The sequence below is a fragment of the Phenylobacterium sp. genome (genome assembly GCF_004799515.1).
In the GTDB taxonomy this organism is placed as follows: Bacteria; Pseudomonadota; Alphaproteobacteria; order Caulobacterales; family Caulobacteraceae; genus Phenylobacterium.
In genome coordinates this window covers 1-3,390 of record NZ_SSMX01000035.1, presented here as the reverse complement: position 1 = coordinate 3,390, position 3,390 = coordinate 1, and the positions used below count along the sequence as shown (strand labels likewise).

Below are 3,390 nucleotides of genomic sequence, written 5' to 3'. Positions count from 1 at the left end.
GTCCTTGAGAAGCCGAGGACCCAAGGCTCGCATCTGCCGTGAGATTTAAGGCGGAGTGCGTCCGCTGGACGCTTCCTTGAGCAAGGCGGGACGCCGCACCACATCCTTCATTTCGCCCCGCCTTGCCACCTGCCGCCGTTCGCGGTCATCTGCACCCCGACCATCCCGCCGCCAGACGCGGGGCGCGCGTATCGGGAGGGCGAGCTTGAGCACCGCGACCACCAGGACGACTCCGGCCGCGCCGTCGCTCGCTTCGCCCGCGACCCTGCGCAAGGTCGTGCTGGCCTCGATGATCGGCACCACCATCGAGTGGTACGACTTCTTCCTCTACGGCTCGGCCTCGGTCCTGGTGTTCAACAAGCTGTTCTTCCCGAAGTCCGATCCCCACGTCGGCACGCTGCTGGCCTTGACCACCTACGCGCTGGGATTTGTGGCGCGGCCGCTGGGCGGGCTGGTGTTCGGCCATTTCGGCGACCGGATGGGGCGCAAGCAACTCCTGATGCTCAGCCTGATGATGATGGGCGGCTCGACGGTGCTGATCGGCATCCTGCCGACCTTCCACCAGGTGGGCGTGTTCGCGCCGCTGATGCTGGTGCTGCTGCGCCTGGTGCAGGGCTTCGCGGTGGGCGGCGAGTGGGGCGGCGCGGTGCTGATGGTCACCGAATACGGCGAGGCCAAGCGGCGCGGCTTCTGGGCCGGCTGGCCGCAGGCGGGCGTGCCGGCGGGCAACCTGCTGGCCGCCGCGGTGCTGGCGGTGATGTCGGCGGTGCAGTCGAACGCCGACTTCCTGGCCTGGGGCTGGCGCGTGCCGTTCCTGCTGTCGGCGGTGCTGGTGGCTGTGGGCTACTGGGTGCGCACGACGCTCGCCGAAAGCCCGCTCTTCCAGCAGGCGCTGGACGACGCCGGCGCCCCGCCGCGCGCGCCGATGGTCGACGCGATCCGCGAGCGGCCGGGCGGCATCGCCATCGGCGCGGGCCTCAGGGTGGCGGAGAACATCTGCTTCTACGTCATCACCACCTTCGGCCTGACCTACATGGTCGACCACGCCCACCTGACCCGCAGCCTGGCGCTGAACGCCATGCTGATCGGCACGGCGGTGGAGGTGGTGGCGATCCCGATCTTCGCGGCCCTGTCCGACCGCATCGGCCGCCGCCCGGTCTATTTCCTGGGCGCGGCCGGTATCGCGGCGTGGGGCTTTGTCTTCTTCCGGCTGATCGACACGGGGCAGACGCCCCTGATCGTGCTGGCCATCGTCGGCGGCCTGATCTGCCACGCCCTGATGTACGGCCCGCAAGCGGCCTTCATCGCCGAGCTGTTCCCGACGCGGATGCGCTATTCCGGCGCGTCACTGGCCTATCAGGCCACTTCGATCTTCGCGGGCTCGCTGGCGCCGATCATCGCGGTCTTCCTGCTGGATCGCTACAAGTCGTGGCTCCCGATCGCCCTCTACCTGGCCGTCGCCGGGGCGATCAGCGCCTTCTCCGCCTGGAAGGCGCGGGAGACCAAGGGCCTGAGCTTCGCCGAGATCGACGCCATCCGATGAGCGCCGCCATTGCAGACTCCGGCGGACCCCTGGCCGCCGCCGAGCCGACGCCGGCCCTGCGCCGCCGGGCCGTCTTCGCCAGCGCCATCGGCACCACCATCGAGTGGTACGACTTCCTGCTCTACGGCACCGCCGCGGCCCTGGTGTTCAACAAGGTCTTCTTCCCGTCGGCCGACCCGCTGACCGGCGCGATGCTGGCGTTCTCGACCTATGCGGTGGGCTTCATGGCCCGGCCGTTCGGAGGGGTGATCTTCGGCCATTTCGGCGACCGGATCGGACGGCGCCAGCTCCTGATCCTGACCCTGATGGTGATGGGCGCGACCACCTTCCTGATCGGCCTCCTGCCCACCTTCGACCAGGTGGGCGTCGCCGCCCCGATCCTGCTGATCGCCCTGCGCCTGATCCAGGGTTTTGGCCTGGGCGGCGAGTGGGGCGCGGCGATCCTGATGGCGACAGAGTATTCCGAGCCCGCCAAGCGCGGCCTCTGGGGCGGGCTGATGCAGGCGGGCGGCGGCCTGGGCAATGTGCTGGCCACCGCGATCCTGGCGATCCTGGCGGCGGTGCAGACCCCGCACGACTTCCTGGCCTGGGGCTGGCGCGTGCCGTTCCTCTTGTCGGCCGTGCTGATCGGTATCGGCTGGTGGGTGCGCCTGTCCCTGGCCGAGAGCCCGGTGTTCGAGGCCGCCGTGAAACAAGCCGACGAGGGCGCCCACAAGGCCCCGGTGGCGCAGGCGATCAAGGCCCGGCCCCGCGAGGTCCTGCTGGGCGGCGGCCTGAAGCTGGGGGAGAACGTCAGCTTCTACCTGATGACCACCTTCGGCATCACCTACCTGACCAATGTGCTGGGCATCACGCGCAGCGCGACGCTGAACAGCATCCTGGCCGGATCGATCGCGGCGACGCTCTCCATGCCGCTCTGGTCGGCGCTGTCGGACCGGATCGGACGCAAGCCGGTCTACGCCTTCGGCGCGGCGGGCGTCGGCTTCTGGGCCTTCGCCTTCTATCCCCTGCTGGCGACGAAACAGCCGGTGTTGATCACCGCCGCCCTGGTCGCCGGCCTGATCATGCACAGCGCCATGAACGGCCCGCAGGGCGCGATGATCGCCGAGCTGTTCCCCACCCGCATCCGCTACTCCGGCGCCTCGCTCGCCTATCAGGTCACCCCGATCATCGGCGGCTCCTGGGCCCCGGTGATCTCGCTGGCGATCTTCAAGGCCACCAAGTCCACCGGCCCGATCTCGCTCTACCTCGCGGCCACCTGCGCGGTGAGCTTCGTCTGCGCGCTCCTGGCGAAGGAGACGAAGGGGCTGAGCTGGGCGGAGATCGATCGGGAGGCGTGATCTGCTCCATCGGTGAGAAGCCGTCCGTCGGACGGACCGAGCCATGGATCTCATGGCGGCGAGTTTGCCTTCCGGTCTCGGCAACTCAAGGACTGGCGAAGCCAGCCGCTTCGCGGCGCGCCTTTGGCGCGTCCTTGACTTGACGAGGCCGGAAGGCTCGCATCTGCCGTGAGATTTAAGGCGGGGTGCGCCCGGGACGGCGCATCACCCACACACCCGTCGTCATCCTCCGGTCAGCCGCAGGCTGATCCGGGGGACCCAAGCTGAGGTGTTGAAGGTGGCGACGCCGTTTAGGTCCCCCGGATCGCCTCTTCGGGCGACCGGAGGATGACGGTGTTTGTCCACAGCAGAAGGGGGTCATCAACGACCGTTGATGACCCCTCAGTCAGCTTCGCTGACAGCTCCCCCGAAGGGGAGCCAGTTCGGCCGAGACCTAGAAAATCTCGAACAATCCCGCCGCGCCCATCCCGCCGCCGATGCACATGGTGACGACGCCGTACTTCGCGC

Annotated in this window: 3 protein-coding genes; 2 read left to right on the top strand and 1 reads right to left on the bottom strand. The window is 68.8% G+C overall.

All coding sequences use genetic code 11. The features are described from left to right. Positions 1-205 precede the first annotated feature (205 nt). Together E8A49_RS15285 and E8A49_RS15280 are read left to right on the top strand one after the other, a co-directional pair. Positions 206-1,543: an MFS transporter gene (locus tag E8A49_RS15285; protein ID WP_293383101.1), complete on the top strand. Its 1,338-nt coding sequence runs from the start codon at positions 206-208 to the stop codon at positions 1,541-1,543. Beyond that, a complete protein-coding gene (locus E8A49_RS15280; protein ID WP_293383098.1) occupies positions 1,540-2,883 on the top strand; it encodes an MFS transporter in 1,344 nt (447 codons plus the stop codon). The genes E8A49_RS15285 and E8A49_RS15280 overlap by 4 nt, the downstream gene beginning before the upstream one ends. A 433-nt stretch (positions 2,884-3,316) precedes the next feature. Here the strand turns inward: E8A49_RS15280 and E8A49_RS15275 are convergent. Next, positions 3,317-3,390, bottom strand: a 74-nt coding sequence (locus E8A49_RS15275; protein ID WP_293383104.1) for a hypothetical protein, incomplete at its 5' end; no start/stop codon positions are given.

Excerpts from the sequence above, each read along its gene's own strand:
- E8A49_RS15280 (WP_293383098.1), top strand. The coding sequence starts at position 1,540 with ATGAGCGCCGCCATTGCAGACTCCGGCGGACCCCTGGCCGCCGCCGAG.